Here is a 15,131-nt window from a genome sequence, read left to right as displayed (position 1 = left end):
CGCCCCCACCCAGCCGCCGGCCGAACCCAACTGGGACCCGAACGCGGGCCGCTGGACACTCAGCCAGGGCTGGGACATGATCCTGAATGCCCAGGATCTGCTTGGCCTGCTGGGCCAAGGGCCGTACAGCCCAGAGACCGCTGAGGCACGTGACTTGCCATCCAGCGGTTCATCGGGGAGCGGAACTTCAAGGGACAGGAGGCGTGACTGTCGTCGTGAGGGGAGGGGATGGGTAGATCTTCAGAACACAGATGATGCGCATGGTGGTCGAGCGACTGGTGTACAAGCTTGTCTTGATGCGGCCTACATTGCAGCAAACGAGGGGTCTCCGACGACCAGCACAGTCAGGCCACCGGGTTACGAATGGGCGCAGAGCTACGCCAGGTATCTTCGTTTCCGGCTCCCTATGAGAGAGGTCATAAATAACTGCCATCTACTCGGGCGGCAACTCACTGGTTCGGGGACGGACCTGCGAAATTTGGCAACCTGCGCCCGCCAAGCCAACGTCTCGGTGCAAGGCGCGGGGCGTATCGAGGACCACATGTACAGTGTCGAGGATCAAGTTTTTCAAGCCGTGACGCGCGACGGTCAAATAGTCGACTATGCGGTCACTCCCCACTATGCGGGAGAACGAACGGTGCCTGTTGCCTTCGAGATGACCGCGAGAGGCGTCACTGCTGATGGGCGGCCAGGAATCAGGATCCATATGGTCGTGCCTAATTCTTTCAACAGTCCAAGAGAAGGCTGGCGGAATATAGGCCTGGTGAGTCATAGTCAGACCAGGCAGCCGATCCCAACCGGACCAATGCCCTGATGAGGCGTGGAGGAGGTCACTTGTCGGCAATGGAGCGGTTGGCTCGGCTCATGCCTCCGCATGAGGGTGCGGGCGACGAGATCGACTGGGATGCGGTGACAACGGGTTGGGGTACTCGATTTCCTCTCAGTTACCGCGAGTTCATGCGCACTTATGGGGAGGGGTCCATCGAGAAATATCTGGGAGTCCTTGCACCCGACCTCAAAATGGAGGTCGATGTAGTGCAGGGGATGTCATTCGAAACGCGGAACGCGCGAGGGCTTTGGTTGGAGACCAGGCAGGAGGAGAAGCCTGCTGAAATTCACGGTGATTCTTTGATCGCTTGGGGCGTGGATTCCAGTGGAGACCTTCTGTGTTGGGAGACCTCATGCGAAGATCCGGAGCAATGGCCGATCGTTGTATTTCGGCGACAAGGGGCACCCCATTGGGCGACGTACCCCGATGGTGTGTCAGATTTTCTTTTGAAGACTTTCCGATGCGAATTCGATGACAATCCACTGAGCGGCACGGACCTCTGGGGAGTCTCTGCCCCCAGATTTCTGCACTGGAGAGCGGAAGAGCGGTCATGGGAGCGAGGGATTGACCCGTGGACCGGTGAGCCAGATCCATATTCCGGCATGTTTGGGTAGGATATTCGGCGAATTCTTTTGTGCTCTTCAAGGTCCTTCCGCAGTTCGATGAGCGTTTCGCCGAAGAACCCGATTGCAGGCTGCTATCGACCGCACGCATCTTCTTTACTGGCGTGAGGAGAGGAGGGTGAGCGCCTCGGACCATCCGGCGGGACGGCGGCTGACGGCGCCTGCCCTCTGTGTCGGTGGCATCTGAGTCGACGTCCGGGGCGCGATGCACGCGGGTCGGAGCGCGTGGGAACGAGGGATGGCGGTGGACTGATTCGTGCATAACGTCTCGGATCCTGTAGATCCACTTTGTCTGGACGAGATCTACAGGAGATAGCGGCTCATGGATCTAACTTTTTTCTCGGGGAATGGTGGCGGTTCGAGTCCACGCCCTCCGGTTGTGGGAGGAGATTGAGACGTGGGCAGGCGGGCCGCTTCCTGCCGACTACAAACAGCTCGTGGACCACTATGGCGACGCCTTTATCGCCGGGCATCTTTTTCTTCCGCATCCAGCTGGGGAGACAGCGCTGTTGACCTTCATGAGGAAGCACGGGAGAAATTTCCACGAGGGCTTCGAAGATGCCCTTGACCTCCCTCCGCGAGTCACAGACGTATGGGAAGAGGTGGTTCCCTGGGGGTACCACGACTGGAACGGCGACCTATGCCTTTTGTTGCCGCCGCATCCTGTCCACAAGAACCGATGGACGGTTGCCGTGGCGTATCGGCAAGGGCCGGGTTTCCTTCTTCGGGACGGTGGGGTCGTGGACTTCCTCGACAGCTTTCTGCGCGCGGGCCAATGGCCGGTCGGCTGGCCTCGCGACAGGCCCGTCTGGGAGTCTGGGGGCGATAAGTGAAGAACGAGGCCAGGCGTTCGGTGGGTCAGGCTGGTTGCGGCCCACATGCTCCGAAGAATCGGCTCGTCTGGTTGTCGGACCGGAGTTTGCCCATACATGGGCAGGGAGATCCAAACCGGCCTGATGGGCCAGAAGTTGCTGCTGCAGGTCGTGAAGTCGGGCGCTGACCAGGGGAGAAGGGCCGAGGCCGTGGGTTGGCGTATGCGGGGGTGTCATGGCGTTGCCGGAAGCTTGTCGGCCGCTCAGGTGCCGATCTTGAACTCCGTCCATACCAGCTTGCCGGGGCCGTTTCTGGTGGCGACGCCCCAGTCGTCGGAGAGTTGTGAGATGAGGTAGAGGCCGCGGCCTCCGTCGCCGGTGTCGGTGGGGTTCCGTACGCGCGGCTGGCCGTCGCCGCTGTCGTGTACCTCGACGCGCAACCGCTCGTCGTCCAGGGCGAGACGCATCAGGAAGCCGCGTCCGAGAGGGGCCGCCCGCAGGGCGTTGGTGGCGAGTTCGGAGACGCAGAGGCGGATGTCGTCGGCGCGGTCGTTGATACCCCAGAGTTCCAGCGTGGTGGCGGCGAAGTCGCGGGCCTTCCGCACCGACGCCGGATGGTGGTTGAACCGTTCTTCCTGGTGTCTGTGCATGGCTCTTCGCTTCAACTGTCGGGTCCGGTCTCGGTGCTGGCTCTTACGTGATGGGCGGCCCGTTCCAGGACGAGGGCCAGGAGGAGCCGTGCGTGGTCCTCAGACCCTTTTGCTGGGGCGCGTCGCTCGGCGTCCAACTCGTCCCAGGCGCGCGCGATGACGAGGCGCAGGTCAAGGGGACTCGTCGTGTTCGCGGTCGCGGTCAGGTTGAGGTCGCTGACGGAGATGGCTGCCAGCAGCCTGGCGACCGGATCTGGGCTGACCAAGGGCAGTTGGGGGATGACCGATGCGGCGTAGATCAGCGCGCCGCAGGCCCGGCAGTGCCGGCCGTCGCACTCGGTGCGCAGCTCGCCTGGGTGGGGGCAACTGAGGGCTGTCATGAGGCCGCGTGCCTGCCACCGTGGCTTCGACCGTGGCGGGTGCGAGCTGGGGTCCGGCGAGCGTTCCTCGTGCGTGGCTGTGCGGGGTCGGTCGTCACTCGTGGCACTCTCCATGCCCCCTCCGGGCGCGCTCAGACGGCGGTCTCGTGCGTGCTCGGTTCGATACGCACGGCGACCATCACCAGTAGGCTGCACCCGGAAGTCGTTACTTGCAATACTTTAAAACCCGTTCGTGTGACGGGATTTCGTCTTGGTTGTCGTGCATTGCAAAGCGGGAAGTCACGTGCTTCCATTTTGCTGCGACAAGGTCTTGCAGATCGCACCGGTGGAGGGGATATGACGGACACAACGAACTCGACGGTTCCTCGTCGTCAGCTGGGTCGGCACCTGCGAGAGCTGCGAAACCAGGCCGGCTACACCATCAAGGGCGCGGCGAAGGCGCTGGAGATGTCCGACACGAAGATCTGGCGCGTTGAGACCGGGCAGACCAGCCTGCGTAGCTTCGACGTGGAGGTCATGTGCCGCATCTACGGCGCGCCCCCGGACCTGACCGAGGCGCTGATGGGCCTTGCCAAGGAGACCAAGGCGCGCGGCTGGTGGCACAGCTTCGGCGAGGTCATCCCCGAAGGGTTCAACATCTACATTGGATTGGAGGAGGCGGCGGCCCGCCTCGACTGGTACGAGCCGATTCTCGTGCCCGGGCTGCTCCAGACCGAGGACTACGCGCGGGCGATCATGCGCGCCAATCGCCCCGACGGGACGGAAGAGGAGATCGAAAGTCGAGTCGACCTGCGCATGAGGCGGCAACGGTTGCTCACTCGCGTTGTGTCTCCCCCTGAGCTGCGTATCGTGGTCGACGAGTCCGTACTGCGACGCCCCGTTGGCTCACCGACGCTCATGGCGGTGCAGCTTCGCCGGATGGTGGAACTGGCCGAGTTGCCCACAGTGGCGCTGCGTGTGACACATTTCGGTGGTGGGCTACACATCGGCATGCTGACGGGGCAGTTCACCATCCTGCGGTTCCCGGTCACCGAGGGCGGCAGGGAGACCGAACCGCCGACGGTGTACGCGGACGGGTTCACCGGCAGTCTCTATCTCGACAAGCCCGGGGAGATCGCCCGATACGACGCGGCGTTCGGCGACCTATGGCGTGCGGCGCTTGATGAAGCGGCGTCCGACCGCCTCATCTTGGAAGTGGTAGGAGAGTATGAACGGTAAGGATGCGGGCGGCCGACACTGGTTTACGTCGTCGTACAGCAGCAACGGCGACCAGTGCGTCGAGGTCGCCCTCGGCGAAGCGGTCGGCATGCGGGACACCAAGCACCATGGCGCCGGTCCGGAACTGTGGGTGTCGGCGGACGGCTGGCGGGCGTTCGTCGCGGGTGCCGTCAGCGGGGAACTGACCGTCTGACGTGGGACGACGAAGGGCGCCTCGTGGCGCTCGATGGGCCAGGCCGGGATCGCTGGCGCTGCCCTGGCGATCGCGGTGATCGATGTCGCTCATCGGCGCGACGTGTACCGCTGACCGTTGAGTCCGGCGGTGCGTGCCCCTCAACCCGGACCGGGGCGCGGGCAAGCGGCTGAGCAGAGCGGGCCGATGCGGGCCGTCACGCCCGCGCCCGGACGTCGACCGGGCTCGCGGCTCCGGAAAACCGTTATGCGCCTGCGGGGTGCGCGTCTCCTGAGTGTCCGGCCGCGGGTGCACGGCGTGTTCCGCGGCGCGCTTCGGAGAGGAATCACCGTGTTCAAGAAGAGCCAGGTGAGGGCGGCCGTCGCCCTCGCCCTCGGTGCGCTGGCGATCGGCACGAGCCCGGCGGTCGCCGCCGATCCCGAGGATCTCGTTCACCGTCCGGAGGAGAGCGAGGTCACCGCCGTCTCGGGCAACTGGATCGAGCACCAGCCCGGTTATCTCGGTGGGCAGTGGCTGCTGTTCCACCGGGGTGAGAACGTCACGCTGACCGGCACCGGGTACTTCCAGATCCGTTGGGAGATCGAGTACTGGGTGCACGACGGCCTCGTCTCGATGCCCACCTACACGGACCAGGACGGGACGTTCCTGCACGTGGCCTCGGGCGGCGGAGTGCGGATGGACGACCCCTACCCCGGCGGCGAGGAGGGGCGGACCCGGATGGGGCGTGAGTCGACCGGGGAGTACACCACGCTGCCCGAGGACGAGCCGATGCTGTGGATACAGGAGTACTACTACCTCGACGGCAGCATCACCATCACCAACCAGGAGCGCACCAACGGCGGCACCGCCGCCTACAACCTCGGCGTGACGCCGGTTGACTACGACACCGTGATGTCGGGTCTGGTGGGGGACGGCAGCGCGTCGTTCCACCGCGGCGTGGCCCACGACGTCGAGGGCGTCGAGGGCCCCGAGGAGGAGACGTCCTCCACGGCCGCACCGGCGAGCGAGGAGCCCGTGACCGTGGAGCCCGCCGGCGAGGCGGAACCGGCCGCTGGCGACCGGGAGGAGGGCGGGGCCGATCTCGCAGAGACCGGTTCGGACGGCTCGACACCCGTGCTCGCCGCCGCCGCTGCCGCGTTCGTCGTGGTGGGTGGTGGGACCCTGCTGTGGGTGCGCGGGCGCCGGCGCGCCTGATCGTTCGTCGCGCGCCGGCTCACCCGGCGAGCCGGCGCGCCGCTTCTCGGGTCATTCGGGTCCCACCCTGGTCTGTTGGGGAACCTCGGTGACCGGGTCCACGGGCCGGTCGCGGGTCAGGTACTGCGGGACGGGCGCGCTGTCGTCCCCGGTGTCGCGTACCAGACCGTGGCGAACGACGTCCGGCGCGCTGCCGGGCGCCCGGTTGACGTCCGCCGTGATGTCGGCGTGGGTGACCGGGTGGACCACCAGGTTGTAGTCGGACCCGCGCTCGTGGTTGGCGAGCGTCACCTGGCCGTCCAGGTAGAAGTACTCGCACTGCCACATCTGTTGGGCCCCCTCGGGGAGCTCCATGAAGCCGGCCTCGGGACTCCCCATCCAGGTGGTTCCCGCTGGTTCGCCGGGCACGGCGTCGTCCATGCGGTGGCCGCAGCCCGAGGCCACGTGGAAGATCCGGCCCCGCAGCCCCGTCCACGTCGGCATGACCATCGGGCCACGGCGGCCGTCGTGGCCGAGTTGGTAGTCGACCCGGAGGTAGCCGCGGCCCGACAGGACCACGTACTGATCGCGGTAGGTCATCAGATAGCCGCCGCCCGAGGCGTCCCGGTACCAGCCGTCCTCGGCGGCCACGGGGGTGGACTCGGGCCGTTCCGGCAGTGGGTCGGGGCGCGCGCCCGGGTCCGGCGCCTGCTCCGCGGAGTCGACCGTCTGGCCGTAGACGAGGCGCGGCGAGGCGGAAGGCTCGGTGGTGGACGGGGCCGGCTCGACCGTGGTTCCCCGGTCGGGGACGGCGAGCCCGGGGTCGGGTCCGCTGCGACGGCCGGTGGTGCCGCCGCGGGTGGCTCGGGGTCCGCGCTCCGCTGGAGCGCGTAGCCGCCGATGCCGGCCGCGACCACGGTGACGCTGGCGGCGGCGAGAGCGGCGTGCTTGAGAGTCAGAAGTCCGGTGAGTCCAGCGGTGGTGTCGGCCGCGGCTCCCGCGCCCACGGTGGCGAGCAGTCTGGCCGAGACCAGGTAGCCCACGGGCAGCGGTACCAGGGCGAGCCCGGCCAGCAGGCCCTCGGCCGGGGCGAGCCCCGCGGCGTGCTCGGCGCAGCGGGAGCACGTGTGGACGTGGCGGGCGACGCGTTTGCGCCAGAGCGCGCTCGGGCTGCCGTCCCAGCCGGCGACCACCTCGGCGAGCCCGGGGCAGCGCGGGCGGGCCGCGAGCGCGCGCACCACGCGTCGTGCCGTGTCGAGCCGGTTCTTCAGCCGCTGCACCCGCACCCCGGCGTGGGCCACCGACACACCCGCGGCCTCGGCCAGTTCGCCGCGGTTCAGGGCGCCCGCGGCCTCCTGCCACCACAGCGAGAGCAGCGCGCGCTCCTCGGCGTCGAGCCAACGGGTGGCCTCCGCGGTCTCCCTGCGCTGTCCTGACAGGCCGAGGCGGAGGATGGTCAGGTCGACGAAGTCGCCTCGTGGATCGGCGGCCTCGACCGCCTCCGGCTGGAGGGGCGCCTCGTTGCCGGCGGCGGTACGCCGATGGTCCCGCACCTGGTGTACGGCGATGGCGACCAGCCAGCTGCGGAAGCGAGTCGGGTCCCGCAGGTCGGCGATGTGGCGCGTGGCGCGCAGCAGGGTCTCCTGCACGACGTCGTCCACGTCCGGATGGCCGTTGAGCGCCCGGCCGACCACGTTGTAGACCAACGGCAGGTAGCCGCGTACCAGTTCGTCCAGCGCCCGTCGGTCACCGCTCCGCGCCGCCGCGACGACGGCGGTGTCGGGCAGGCTCTGATCCTGCGTCGTCCCTCGCATGAGTCTCCCTCCTGCCCTGGGGACGGATGCGGGGCGATCCCCGTAACACTTTCTCGTTGACGGGACACGGGACACGGGACACATCAACGGCTCCCGCGGCCCGGGCGTCACGCGGGCGCCGGGCCAGGGGAGTTCCTCCGCTACTTGCTGGCGGCGAAGCGCATCAGGGCGTGCTCGTCGCCCTGCTTGATCTTCCCCGTCTCGTTGATCACCTCGAGTTTCCATACGCCACCGACGCGCGTGGCCTTGGCCACCGCACAGCCGTTGTCCTGGCCGAGCAGGCTCGGCCAGATGTCGGCGACCTGCTGGGAGGTGCCGCCGGTCGCGTCGTACACCTTGAAGCTGATGTTGCGCGCCTTCTGGAAGGAACTGCCCTTCTTGAAGGCGGCGGCGACGAACACGATCGACGTGATGTTGGTCGGTATTCGCGCGAACTCGACCGTCACCGTCTCGTCGTCGCCGTCCCCGCGTCCTGACTGGTTGTCGCCGCTGTGCACCAGGGAGCCGTTGCCCATGGGGTCGAGCGAGTCGAGGCCCGCCAGGCGAACCGGGTCCCCGCTCTGCATGGCGATGGCGATCAGGTCCAGGTCGGTGCCGGCCTTACGGCGGAGTACGCCCATCACTCCGCCGCTGGTGCCGGCCGTGGGGTCCCAGGAGACCCCGATGGACAGATGGGTCACCCCGTCCAGATCCGCCGGGCCGTCTTCCTTGGTAAGCGTGATCATATGTGGTCAACCTCTTCCTGGTGGGACTGTCATACGCAAAGTGTGCCGAGAAGTTCCCGCAGTTCCACACGCGGGTTCCGTTTCATCCTGGGATGCGCGTGTCGTGCTGGTGGAAGAGGGCCTCTTCGGCGCGTGCCGGGCTCAGGGCCGGGCTCAGGGCCGGGGCCGTTGCCGGGGCGGGACGCGGATCAGCGGGGGGTGTGTGGTGGTGTCCCGGGGTTCGCCGACGGGGGAGCCCTCGGCCTCGATCCACGCGTGGGCGGCGAACGGTGGGGTGCGTGCGCCGCTGCACCACGTCGGCCAGGTTCCCCGCAGGCGGCACAACAACGCGGAGGCCAGGGAGCGTGTCCGGGCGGGTTGAGGCGCCGAGCGGTGGTGCGAGGCGGTCCGGCCCGAGGGACCGGGAAAGTGTTCGACAGGCCGGGTCGGGGCGGGCCATGATCCGCACTCGTGACGACGCCGCAACAGCTCCTGGTCGAGGCCGCCGCCCGCAACAACGCCGAGTGGTGCGCGGCGATGAGCCGATCGCACGGCCTGGCGAGCGAGTTCGGGCCGCGCGCCTGGGTTGCCTCGGCCCGCACGCCGCGGTACTACCCCGACGCGGTGACGCTGGCGCCCGGGGCCGACCCGGCCGCGCTGGTGGCCCGGATCGACACCTCCGCGCCCGGCGCCTCCGTCAAGGACAGCTTCGCCGACCTCGACCTGACGGAGTCCGGCTTCCGGGTCCTGTTCGAGGCGCGGTGGATCCACCGCCCGGCCGGTGCGCCCGCTGTCGCGTCGGATCTTCTCTGGGACGTGGCGCGCGACCCCGACGCGCTGCGCGCCTGGGCGCTCGCCTGGGACGACGGGGGCGGCGACGCGGAGCTCTTCCGGCCCGAACTGCTCGACGACCCGGCCACCTTCGTGCTCGCCGGGCGGTCCGCCAGCGGCCGGGTGGTGGCCGGCGCGGTCGCGAGCCGCGGCGACCAGGTGGTCGGAGTCTCCAACGTCTTCGCACGGGAAGGCGGCCCCGACACGGCCTGGTCCGTCGTACCGGACGCGGTGCACCGGCGGTTCCCCACCCTGCCGATGGTCGGCTATGAGCACGGCGATGACCTGGCGGCCGCGCTGCGCCACGGCTTCGAGCCGCTCGGTCCGCTGCGGGTCTGGCTGCGCGGCCAGGAGGCAGCGGTCCATGCCGTTGACGTTATATAACCAGTCGGGTATGTTCGGGCCGTGTCCCTGCCCTTCGACGTGTTGGCCGATCCCTCGCGGCGGCGGATGCTCGGGCTGCTGCTCGGGCGCCCCCGCCTCGTCGGGGAGATAGCCCGGGAGCTGGAGATGAGCCAGCCCCGGGTGTCCAAGCACCTGCGGGTGCTGCGTGACGCCGGGCTCGTCACGGTGCGGGCGCAGGCGCAGCGCCGCTGGTACGAGCTCCGCCCCGAGCCGTTGGCCGATCTCGACGCCTGGCTCGCGCCGTACCGCCGCCTGTGGACGGAACGCCTGGAAGTGCTGGAGCGACACCTGGAAACGATGCCCGACGGCCCCGAGGAACCGCCGGGTCGGGCGAGGCGACCGGAGGAGCAGTGAAGTGATGAACGTGACCACCACCACGATCGAGGGCCGGCCCGCCCTGCGGTTCGAACGTCACCTGAAGCACAGCCGGGAGAAGGTCTGGCTGGCCGTCACCGATCCCGAGCATCTGAGCCAGTGGTATCCGCTTCGGGTGATGAGCCTCGAACCGAGGATCGGTGGCCGGATCGCCTTCGACGACGGCGAGGGCACGGTCTACCCGGCCACCATCACCCACTTCGAGCCGCCACGGCTGTTCGCCTTCGACGAGCACGACCCGAACGGCGGGGAGCGGGAGTTCGACGATCACCTCAGGATCGAGCTGCGCGACGAGGGGGCCGGCTGCCTCCTGGTGTTCACGCACGTCATGACCGATCCCTCGGCCGTCGAAGGCGCCTCCAGCGGCTGGCGGGCATGCCTGGACGAGCTCGTGGCGCGGCTCGACACGGCCGGGTGACCGCCCGGGCCGGCGGGCCGGCCGCTGTCCGGGCGATCACGCCGTGCTCGTGTGGCCTTCGGTGAGTCGGTCAGGCTGTCCAAGCGCCCGCGGCGGCGGTGGACTCGGCGAATTCGGCGAAGGTACGCGGCGGGCGGCCGAGGGCGCGCCACACGCCGTCGGAGACGTACTCGTCCGTGCCCTCCCTGAGCGGCTCGATGACGTGCGCGAAGGCTTCGGCATCGGCGGGCGGCATGCCCTGCCGAACGAGTTCCGCGACGTAGTCCTCGACGGAGAGCGGCACGTAGCGGATCTCCCGGCCGCTGGCCGCTGAGATGGTGGCGACCGCCTCGGCCAACGTCACCGCCCGGGGGCCGGACAACTCGTAGATCTCTCCCGCGTGCCGGTCCTCGGTGAGCGCGGCGACCACCACCGCGGCGATGTCCTCGGCGTCGACGAAGCTGGCGGCCCCGTCGCCGGCGGGCAGCCGCAGCTCGCCTGCGCGGACGGCATCGGCGAAGAAGCCCTCGCTGAAGTTCTGCGCGAACCAGCCCGGCCTGCTGATCGTCCACTCGAGACCGCTCTCCCGCACCGCTGCCTCGCTGTCGAGGATGCCCTCCAGGACGCCGCCGGTGTCCGGCGCGTAGTCAGGGTTGTCGATCCCGCGCCCCGAGGCCAGCACGATCCGCCGCACCCCGTGCCGCACCGCCCGCTCGATGAACGGGCGGACGAGCTTCGTGCCGTCCAACTGCACGATGTAGACGGACCGCACGCCCTCCAGGGCGGCGTCCCAGGTGCCGCGATCGGTCCAGTCGAAGACGTGCTCGCCGCTCCGGGCCGCCGCGCGAACCGGCAGTCCCCTGGCCCGCAGTCGGCTGACGACGCGGCGGCCGGACTTGCCGGTCGCCCCGGTGACAAGAATCGGATGTTCAGACATGACCCCAGCCAACCGGCCGCAGCCGAGACGATCCATGGCCCTGACGCTCCGTTTGATGTCCAGGCGTCTACGCTGAGGGCATGGATGCCGTGTCCGCGCTGTTGGCAGAGGTACGGGCGCGCGGCGCCGTCTTCCGACAGACGATCATGCGGCCCCCCTGGGCGTTGCGGATGGCCAGTGGTGCCCCGCTGACGCTGGCCACGACGGCGCGCGGCCACGCCTGGATCGTCCCCGACCGGCACGAACCCGTGCGGATCGGAGCCGGCGACATCGCCGTCATCCCCGGCGACGCGCCCTACACGGTGGCCGACGACCCCGCGACCGCACCCTCGCTGGTGGTGACCAGCGCCGACTACTGCGCGGCGGCCGAGGGCGTCGAGCACGCCGCCGGGCCGGCCCGGACCTGTGGAACGCCGGTCGACGGCGCCGCCGTGCTGCTCAGCGGGGCTTTCGAGCGACGGGGGGAGCTCAGCGAACGACTGTTGCGGGCCCTGCCCGCCGTGCTGGTGGTGCCGGCCGAGGACGGCCCCCGCCCCTGGGTGGAGATGATGACCGAGGAGGTCGTCCGCGACCGCCCGGGACAGCAGCTGGTGCTGGATCGACTGCTCGACCTGATGCTGGTCCACGCGCTGCGCGGCTGGTTCGACAACCCGGACGCCAACGCACCGGGCTGGTGCCGCGCGTTGGACGACCCGGTGGTGGGGGCCGCGTTGCGGCTGCTGCACGACACACCCGCCCACCCGTGGACGGTGGCGGAGCTGGCGGCCAAGGTGGGGGTGTCGCGGCCGGCGCTCGCCCGGCGGTTCACCGCGATGGTCGGCGAACCACCGATGGCCTACCTTGCGAGCTGGCGCATCGACCTGGCCGCTGACCTGCTGCGGAAGACCGACCACACGGTGGGGACGATCGCCAGGAAGGTGGGCTACGCGAACGCCTTCGCGCTGAGCGTGGCGTTCAAGCGGCTGCGCGGCACGCGGCCCAGCGATCACCGGAACTCGACGCCGGGCCGGCGGGCCGGCTGAGGCCGGCCGCCGGGAACGTGTCTTGGACAGCGGATGGGTGCCGCTAGTCGGCGACCGGGAGCGGGGGCGTGTTGTCGGGGTCAAGGGCCGCCAGGATGACGTGGAGCGAGCCCTGGGCCGAGCCGATCTTCAGCGCGAAGCGCATGTGGGAGAAGGGGCGGGTTAACGGGTTGCGGCGGTGGGCGCGGCCCGCCTTCTCCGCGGCCGTGAGGGCCTTGGCGGCGAACAGGAGCCGCAGCTGCAGGTTCTCGGGCTCGGTGACGTCGACCAGCTCCGTGGCGCAGGCCGCCACCGTTTCGGCGGCGCCAGCCAGCTCGGTGGCACGGCGGATGCTGGGCGCGTCGCCGAATGACACCAGCAGGTCGTGGACCTCATGCAGTCGGGCTATCGCTTCTGCACTCATACGCCCAGCATGCCGGACAGCGCGTTGACCGGCGCCGACGCCGGCGCCTAGCCCGGCGTCCCTCGCCCGCGCCACCGCGTGGTCTGGGTCCTTCGGCCGGCCCACGGTGTCCTTGCCACGCCGCGTGGCGGCAACGGACGCGCCGCCAACCGATGGTTCCGCCGCCTCTGCGTCACCCCCCGTATCGCCGCCGAGGCCGACGGCCACGAAGCCCTGCTCGCCCTCGTCGCGCTCGACTACGGCACCGGCGTCATCCCCGACCTCGTGTACGCCACAGCGGCATCCGGCACCGACTCCACCAAGTGCCCACACCGACCGGCCCCGACGAGCTGACCATCGACGTCCGCGTCCGACGCGCCGGCCTACACCGCCCCCTGATCGCCGCCGCCTGGGCGGCCACCACGCCAGCCACCACGCCCTCCCGGCCATGACGCCGGCCGCTGATGGTCACTCCCCGCAGTCCGCCTCCGCTTTGATCTCCTGCCGGGTCATCCCCTCGCCGTCGTCCGTGTAGAACTCGCCGGCCAGGTCGGATCGAAGTCCGCGATCTCGGACAGGACGGCGATGTCCCTCATCACCCGCTCGTCCCACTCATCACCACCCGCAGGAACCACCCTGACGTCGACGGCGAACCGGTCGGGCAGCCTCTCCATCAGCAAAACCACCTCACGACCGAATCCGTCCGGCAAGCCGACCCGTAACTCGCCGCCCGCCGCCACCGCACCGATCGGATTGGCCGCCTCCCACAGCGCCCTCGGCTGGGGAACGCGCCGACGATGGTGCTGGCCATCGCGCTGGCGGCCGACACGCTGTCCATCACCGTGATGGAGATCGTCGACAACGGCGTGCTCCTGCTGGTCCCCGGCGCGATGGAGGCGCACCTGACGGACGGGCTGTTCTGGGGCGCCATCGCGCTGGCCTTCGCCGTGGCCTTCCTGGTGACCACCCCGGTGACCACCCCGGTGAACAGGTGGCTGATCGCCCGAGGCAAGGGCCACGCGATCGTCCACCGCCTCCACCACTGAGCGCCGGCGGGCGCCGACGGCGGCGGACCCCCGCCGTCCGGGCGACGATCAGCCGGCCCAGCGGCCGGAGGTGTAAAGGAGGGCGAGGATGACCATCAGGGGGGCCACCACGGCGAGGTAGGCCTCGCGTACCCAGGGGCGGCGCAGGCTCCAGTGGGCGAGGCCGATCCACAGGGGCCACCAGAGAAGGGTGGAGCGGGGGACGGAGAGGTACCAGTAGGAGGTGCCGAGGGACCAGAGGTTGAGGGCGATGAACACGGCCTCCGGCCAGCGGCGGTGGACGAGGAGCACGACGAGCAGCACGACGCCGACGGCCATGGCGACCAGTTCCAGTTGGAAGCCGAGGGCGAAGCCGGTGGTCTGGACGTTGTCGAAGGCGGCGTGCCAGGTGTTCCGGAAGGCCTCGACCGGGGTGTGGAACTCCCGGTGCCAGCCGCGCTCCTGGGCGTGCTTCCAGGCCAGCCAGTCGCCGGTGCTGACGTACAGGTAGGCGGTGTAGGCGGCGGCCGGGAGCGCGGGGAGCGCGCACCAGGGCAGCGCGCGCAGGCGGCGGGCCCAGGGGTGGCCGCGGTGGGCCAGGAGGAACTCGACCAGGATCGCGGCGGCCAGGAACAGGCCGCTGATCCGGACGGCGGTGGCGGCGGCCGCGAGGAGGCCGGCGAGCGGCCAGGCGCGGTTCTTCGCCGCGAGCCAGGCCGGCAGCGCGAAGGCGAGGAACAGGGACTCCGTGTAGCCGGCCGCGAGGAAGACGGCGGTGGGCGAGAGGAGCAGGAAGGCGGCGGCGCGCGGGCCGGCCAGGGCGGCGTCGGCTCGGCCGAGGCCGGCGATCCTGGCCAGGGCGACCACGGCGACCGCGCCGCTCACCAGGGATATCAGCAGGCCGGCCACGGTCCAGTCGCCAACGACAGCGTGGACGGCGCGCAGCGCGAGCGGGAAGCCGGGGAAGAACGCCACCCGGTCGTTCTCGCTCGGGTCGACGCCGGGTGAGGCGCCGAAGTAGCCGTGCTCGGCGATGTGCTGGAAGTGGCCCCAGTCCCAGTGCTCCCAGCGGGACAGCCACGAGACGGGCGTCCTGGCCTCGCTCCCGGGGACCAGCCATCTGCTGCAGTAGGCGATGAGCCACAGGCCGAGGCGGGTGAGGAGGTAGAGCCGCAGCACCCGCAGGTCGGTGAGGCTCAGCAGCCCGCGGAGCCGGCGGAGGACTCGCCGTGACGGCCGGTCGTCCGTGACGGGGCCGGACGGACGGTGGGCGTCCTGCCGGGGGATCAGAGCGGTGTTCCTCATCGGGCGTCCGAAGCGGGGGGCCGGGTGTGGTCGCCGAGGGTCGAGGCGTCCCGGGT

17 protein-coding genes and 2 pseudogenes are annotated in these 15,131 nt (G+C 69.7%); 9 read left to right on the top strand and 10 right to left on the bottom strand.

Features of this window, described 5'->3' with window-relative positions; genetic code table 11:
- Positions 1–2,527 precede the first annotated feature (2,527 nt).
- Together E1265_RS21490 and E1265_RS21485 are read right to left on the bottom strand one after the other, a co-directional pair.
- A complete protein-coding gene (locus E1265_RS21490; RefSeq protein ID WP_132932372.1) occupies positions 2,528–2,914 on the bottom strand; it encodes an ATP-binding protein in 387 nt (128 codons plus the stop codon).
- An 11-nt stretch (positions 2,915–2,925) separates the two neighbouring features.
- Complete coding sequence (locus tag E1265_RS21485) at positions 2,926–3,294, bottom strand: hypothetical protein (protein ID WP_132932370.1); 369 nt, start codon at positions 3,292–3,294, stop codon at positions 2,926–2,928.
- 336 nt (positions 3,295–3,630) lie between these two features.
- On the opposite strand from E1265_RS21485, the gene E1265_RS21480 reads away from it, so the two are divergent.
- The 3 genes from E1265_RS21480 (at position 3,631) to E1265_RS21470 (ending at position 5,899) form a co-directional block, all read left to right on the top strand.
- Positions 3,631–4,512, top strand: coding sequence for a helix-turn-helix transcriptional regulator (locus E1265_RS21480; protein WP_132932369.1), 882 nt, complete (start codon positions 3,631–3,633; stop codon positions 4,510–4,512).
- Positions 4,502–4,705, top strand: coding sequence for a DUF397 domain-containing protein (locus E1265_RS21475; RefSeq protein WP_132932367.1), 204 nt, complete (start codon positions 4,502–4,504; stop codon positions 4,703–4,705). Before E1265_RS21480 ends, E1265_RS21475 begins: the two co-directional genes overlap by 11 nt.
- Positions 4,706–5,035: 330 nt before the next feature.
- On the top strand, positions 5,036–5,899 hold the full coding sequence (locus E1265_RS21470; protein ID WP_132932365.1) for an LAETG motif-containing sortase-dependent surface protein: 864 nt from the start codon (positions 5,036–5,038) through the stop codon (positions 5,897–5,899).
- A gap of 51 nt (positions 5,900–5,950) precedes the next feature.
- Here the strand turns inward: E1265_RS21470 and E1265_RS21465 are convergent, their stop codons facing one another.
- From E1265_RS21465 to E1265_RS39420, 4 genes and pseudogenes are all read right to left on the bottom strand, one after another.
- A complete protein-coding gene (locus tag E1265_RS21465; RefSeq protein WP_132932363.1) occupies positions 5,951–6,529 on the bottom strand; it encodes a hypothetical protein in 579 nt (192 codons plus the stop codon).
- Entirely contained in the window at positions 6,478–7,692 is a 1,215-nt protein-coding gene (locus E1265_RS21460; RefSeq protein ID WP_132932361.1) for a sigma-70 family RNA polymerase sigma factor, read from the bottom strand. The genes E1265_RS21465 and E1265_RS21460 overlap by 52 nt, the downstream gene beginning before the upstream one ends.
- Positions 7,693–7,832: 140 nt before the next feature.
- On the bottom strand, positions 7,833–8,417 hold the full coding sequence (locus tag E1265_RS21455) for a TerD family protein (protein ID WP_132932360.1): 585 nt from the start codon (positions 8,415–8,417) through the stop codon (positions 7,833–7,835).
- Positions 8,418–8,570: 153 nt separating this feature from the next.
- Positions 8,571–8,762: pseudogene (locus E1265_RS39420) on the bottom strand (lasso peptide biosynthesis B2 protein); the annotation flags it as partial.
- 105 nt (positions 8,763–8,867) lie between these two features.
- On the opposite strand from E1265_RS39420, the gene E1265_RS21445 reads away from it, so the two are divergent.
- The 3 genes from E1265_RS21445 to E1265_RS21435 are packed head-to-tail and all read left to right on the top strand — an operon-like array spanning position 8,868 to position 10,425.
- The gene (locus tag E1265_RS21445; protein ID WP_132932356.1) at positions 8,868–9,611 is read left to right on the top strand and encodes a hypothetical protein; all 744 of its coding nucleotides are present in this window, start codon (positions 8,868–8,870) and stop codon (positions 9,609–9,611) included.
- Positions 9,612–9,632: 21 nt separating this feature from the next.
- Positions 9,633–9,986 carry a metalloregulator ArsR/SmtB family transcription factor gene (locus E1265_RS21440; protein ID WP_132932354.1) on the top strand — a complete coding sequence of 118 codons (354 nt, stop codon included), beginning with the start codon at positions 9,633–9,635 and terminating at the stop codon, positions 9,984–9,986.
- A 4-nt stretch (positions 9,987–9,990) separates the two neighbouring features.
- Positions 9,991–10,425 (top strand): SRPBCC domain-containing protein, encoded by a 435-nt coding sequence (locus E1265_RS21435; RefSeq protein WP_132932352.1) that lies wholly within the window; start codon positions 9,991–9,993, stop codon positions 10,423–10,425.
- 70 nt (positions 10,426–10,495) lie between these two features.
- On the opposite strand, the gene E1265_RS21430 is transcribed toward E1265_RS21435, so the two are convergent.
- Positions 10,496–11,341, bottom strand: coding sequence for an NAD(P)H-binding protein (locus E1265_RS21430; RefSeq protein WP_132932351.1), 846 nt, complete (start codon positions 11,339–11,341; stop codon positions 10,496–10,498).
- 80 nt (positions 11,342–11,421) lie between these two features.
- On the opposite strand from E1265_RS21430, the gene E1265_RS21425 reads away from it, so the two are divergent.
- Entirely contained in the window at positions 11,422–12,363 is a 942-nt protein-coding gene (locus E1265_RS21425; protein WP_132932349.1) for an AraC family transcriptional regulator, read from the top strand.
- A gap of 43 nt (positions 12,364–12,406) precedes the next feature.
- Here E1265_RS21425 and E1265_RS21420 read toward each other — a convergent pair whose 3' ends face one another.
- Positions 12,407–12,766: a hypothetical protein gene (locus E1265_RS21420; protein ID WP_132932347.1), complete on the bottom strand. Its 360-nt coding sequence runs from the start codon at positions 12,764–12,766 to the stop codon at positions 12,407–12,409.
- Between the two features lie 78 nt (positions 12,767–12,844).
- On the opposite strand from E1265_RS21420, the gene E1265_RS21415 reads away from it, so the two are divergent.
- On the top strand, positions 12,845–13,099 hold the full coding sequence (locus tag E1265_RS21415) for a hypothetical protein (RefSeq protein WP_132932346.1): 255 nt from the start codon (positions 12,845–12,847) through the stop codon (positions 13,097–13,099).
- A gap of 155 nt (positions 13,100–13,254) precedes the next feature.
- On the opposite strand, the gene E1265_RS37195 is transcribed toward E1265_RS21415, so the two are convergent.
- Positions 13,255–13,419, bottom strand: coding sequence for a hypothetical protein (locus tag E1265_RS37195; protein WP_165953828.1), 165 nt, complete (start codon positions 13,417–13,419; stop codon positions 13,255–13,257).
- A gap of 138 nt (positions 13,420–13,557) precedes the next feature.
- Here E1265_RS37195 and E1265_RS21410 point away from each other — a divergent pair.
- Positions 13,558–13,791: pseudogene (locus tag E1265_RS21410) on the top strand (DUF4396 domain-containing protein); the annotation flags it as partial.
- Between the two features lie 48 nt (positions 13,792–13,839).
- Here the strand turns inward: E1265_RS21410 and E1265_RS21405 are convergent.
- Positions 13,840–15,075, bottom strand: a complete 1,236-nt coding sequence (locus E1265_RS21405; protein WP_132932344.1) for a mannosyltransferase family protein — start codon at positions 15,073–15,075, stop codon at positions 13,840–13,842.
- Positions 15,076–15,131: the final 56 nt, after the last annotated feature.

Origin of the sequence: Streptomyces sp. 8K308 (genome assembly GCF_004348315.1) — a bacterium.
Lineage (GTDB): Bacteria > Actinomycetota > Actinomycetes > Streptomycetales > Streptomycetaceae > Streptomyces.
Note: the sequence above shows the minus strand (reverse complement) of the source record. Positions and strands in the feature narration are given on the sequence as shown.

Excerpts from the sequence above, each read along its gene's own strand:
- E1265_RS21490 (WP_132932372.1), bottom strand. The coding sequence starts at position 2,914 with ATGCACAGACACCAGGAAGAACGGTTCAACCACCATCCGGCGTCGGTG.
- E1265_RS21485 (WP_132932370.1), bottom strand. The coding sequence starts at position 3,294 with ATGACAGCCCTCAGTTGCCCCCACCCAGGCGAGCTGCGCACCGAGTGC.
- E1265_RS21480 (WP_132932369.1), top strand. The coding sequence starts at position 3,631 with ATGACGGACACAACGAACTCGACGGTTCCTCGTCGTCAGCTGGGTCGG.
- E1265_RS21475 (WP_132932367.1), top strand. The coding sequence starts at position 4,502 with ATGAACGGTAAGGATGCGGGCGGCCGACACTGGTTTACGTCGTCGTAC.
- E1265_RS21460 (WP_132932361.1), bottom strand. The coding sequence starts at position 7,692 with ATGCGAGGGACGACGCAGGATCAGAGCCTGCCCGACACCGCCGTCGTC.
- E1265_RS21455 (WP_132932360.1), bottom strand. The coding sequence starts at position 8,417 with ATGATCACGCTTACCAAGGAAGACGGCCCGGCGGATCTGGACGGGGTG.
- E1265_RS21435 (WP_132932352.1), top strand. The coding sequence starts at position 9,991 with ATGAACGTGACCACCACCACGATCGAGGGCCGGCCCGCCCTGCGGTTC.
- E1265_RS21430 (WP_132932351.1), bottom strand. The coding sequence starts at position 11,341 with ATGTCTGAACATCCGATTCTTGTCACCGGGGCGACCGGCAAGTCCGGC.
- E1265_RS21425 (WP_132932349.1), top strand. The coding sequence starts at position 11,422 with ATGGATGCCGTGTCCGCGCTGTTGGCAGAGGTACGGGCGCGCGGCGCC.
- E1265_RS21420 (WP_132932347.1), bottom strand. The coding sequence starts at position 12,766 with ATGAGTGCAGAAGCGATAGCCCGACTGCATGAGGTCCACGACCTGCTG.
- E1265_RS37195 (WP_165953828.1), bottom strand. The coding sequence starts at position 13,419 with ATGGAGAGGCTGCCCGACCGGTTCGCCGTCGACGTCAGGGTGGTTCCT.
- E1265_RS21405 (WP_132932344.1), bottom strand. The coding sequence starts at position 15,075 with ATGAGGAACACCGCTCTGATCCCCCGGCAGGACGCCCACCGTCCGTCC.